The following is a 2,302-nucleotide window of genomic DNA, read 5'->3' as shown; positions in this document are numbered from 1 at the left end:
CTACGCTCTGATCGAAAATCGATGCATAGGATACATTCTCCACGACTGCCGCTTAAGCGTCAAAGTTGAAATACTGAGATTTAGTGAGAAAACAGGAGAAAACATTACTTTATAGTGGGAGAGGATCCAGATGATTATTCCCATTTTTGGCAAGCTTCTTGTTCCAATTTAGACTTTTGGCAAACTAGCGCGTGTCTTCAATCCTAATTTAGCCATTACAAAATAGAGGCCAGTGATAAAAAGGCGCAAATGTACAGGTAAGCTTGTCGTAATGAGTAGCAAGTCTGCGATAATGTTTGAGCTTGTTGAATAAACATTCCACGAGATGGCGTTCTTTGTAGAGCCACCAGTCACACTTTCGCTGGATTTTGCGATGTTTTCGACTAGGAATGACAGCGATCGCTTGTTGCTCCTTAATCAGTTCCAGGATGTTGTTCATGTCAAAACCTCGATCGGCAATGACTGTCTTACCGGTGAGGTCCATATTTTGAAGCATGTCATAGCCTTTCACGCAGTCGTGGCTATTGCCAGCGGTCAGTTCAAAACGCAATGGATTGCCAAGTGCATTCACAATGGCATGGATTTTAGTCGTTATATGCTTTAGGATTTCATCCCATATTCCTGCCGAACTGCCAGCGATGGAAACGAGTGTACACCGTTTTCCACGAGCCGTAATGCTCCGCCAGATCTCTCCAAGGTGCCCCGGATCTGGCGACCCAAAGCATGGCGTTAACATCATGCGGTTGTCTTTTGCAATTCGTCTACCTTGATGTTTTCGCTCCAACGGAAGTAAATTTGATCCCATTGATCATCACGTATTTCATATCGTCTTCTCATAGGAGAAGTTTACCATGTTTTGGAGTGATTTTATAGTTTAAGGACACGCTCTTTAGAAGACATAAACCCATTTTCACCTAACCGAAACTTACGACGAACCACATTCCTGTAAAAACCCCATTTCTTCATGCTTAAGCAGTCCGACTATATAGTGAGCATCTCCTGCAGTATGAATCACTATTTCCGAAATTCCATACCTCTTAACGATAAGGTCCTGTTCCATTGGAATCAGTGAAATTCCAAATCGCTTTAGACCGAACAGTAACCTATGTATCTGCCAAAAAGGGATAACATTAGGATGCAGCTTTTTTAAAATAGTAACGATGACTCCCCCGCCTTTCTGTTTATATCGCCTGTCATTATCGTATTCGTAACGGATCTCATAAAAATGGATCGTTATGTTAATTATTACATACTAGTTTGACAGAATACTGTCAGCGAATATACGTTCGAAGGAAAACTAATGCTGCTATTACAATGCAATAATGACTCTTTAAAATAAAAAACGTCCAAAGCCATCGGCATTCGGGCGTTTATTCATTAAACAATTGTATAACAGGCAAGGCCCATCCAGGTGACTCTGATACCATTATCTTAAATCGACTATGCCCAGATTCCACAATGATGATTGGAGATGTTAGTGTATTATCAATTATAAAGACTTTATCCGAAATGTTAATAGCCGGTATTAAATTCTTGAGCGACTGACCATACCTCCAGCGAATATCAGATTCTGCGATCCAATGCCCGCCTTGTTGTACCCGTGATGCCACTCGATCAATATGCATTTCAACATCTTCAAGCCCTATATAGTACAGCACAATCGTATAGCCTTGCTCTTTAGCCAAATGCATATGCCGTAAAGCGAAACTACCTGATAAAGTAGTCTCAATTGCAAACTCCTTCTTATCGCTTAGTAACTTTCTAATTCTACGTACGGCCTCTTTGCCCGCGGCTAAATCAACCTCTCGAGGATTTAGGGGGTTCATCTCTCTAGCGATCGCATCAGGGTCAATAACGGTTCCGATGTATTCGCGCATTTGTTTACTGATTGTACTCTTTCCCGCACCATTGGTACCTGCAAAAATAGTTAACACGCTCGTTTGGTTATTCATTTAATGCAATTTCTTTTCTATTACCATTTTCATCATAAATAATTTCGAACTTCTCACCAGTTGCCGATTCTCGGATGCGTTTGCCACCCATCATATAATAAATCGAAGCTCCAGCCTTTTTGGCCTCAGTTCGCGCCGATTGTCCTGCTCTCTCCAAAATTCCCTTTAAATCATCTCCGCTTGGGAACAAAACGATCCTCTCCTATAATGTTATCATAAAAGTAATTATCTCAACTTTCGCAGCATGAAATCGGCAAACAAGCCTTGATGTAACTGGGCAAAGCGGCAATCCACTGCTGGAGTTGACGCTGAATAAGAGCGGAAATCTTCTTACCGGCTTTTTGGGCTAC

General features: G+C 41.6%; 3 protein-coding genes. All 3 read right to left on the bottom strand.

Going from position 1 to position 2,302, the window contains the following annotated elements; translation table 11 throughout:
* Positions 1–208: 208 nt before the first annotated feature.
* The 3 genes from KXG62_RS34325 to KXG62_RS33695 all read right to left on the bottom strand — a co-directional run bounded on the left by KXG62_RS34325 (position 209) and on the right by KXG62_RS33695 (position 2,142).
* Positions 209–784, bottom strand: a complete 576-nt coding sequence (locus KXG62_RS34325; protein ID WP_246627768.1) for an IS5 family transposase — start codon at positions 782–784, stop codon at positions 209–211.
* 586 nt (positions 785–1,370) lie between these two features.
* Positions 1,371–1,952 carry an ATPase gene (locus tag KXG62_RS33700; protein WP_218096379.1) on the bottom strand — a complete coding sequence of 194 codons (582 nt, stop codon included), beginning with the start codon at positions 1,950–1,952 and terminating at the stop codon, positions 1,371–1,373.
* Positions 1,945–2,142, bottom strand: coding sequence for a hypothetical protein (locus KXG62_RS33695; RefSeq protein WP_218096378.1), 198 nt, complete (start codon positions 2,140–2,142; stop codon positions 1,945–1,947). Before KXG62_RS33695 ends, KXG62_RS33700 begins: the two co-directional genes overlap by 8 nt.
* Positions 2,143–2,302: the final 160 nt, after the last annotated feature.

The organism is Paenibacillus solanacearum, assembly GCF_910593845.1.
In the GTDB taxonomy this organism is placed as follows: domain Bacteria; phylum Bacillota; class Bacilli; order Paenibacillales; family NBRC-103111; genus Paenibacillus_G; species Paenibacillus_G solanacearum.
Note: the sequence above shows the minus strand (reverse complement) of the source record. Positions and strands in the feature narration are given on the sequence as shown.

Bases quoted from the DNA above. Each gene is read 5' to 3' on its own strand.
- KXG62_RS33700 (WP_218096379.1), bottom strand. From the start codon at position 1,952: ATGAATAACCAAACGAGCGTGTTAACTATTTTTGCAGGTACCAATGGT.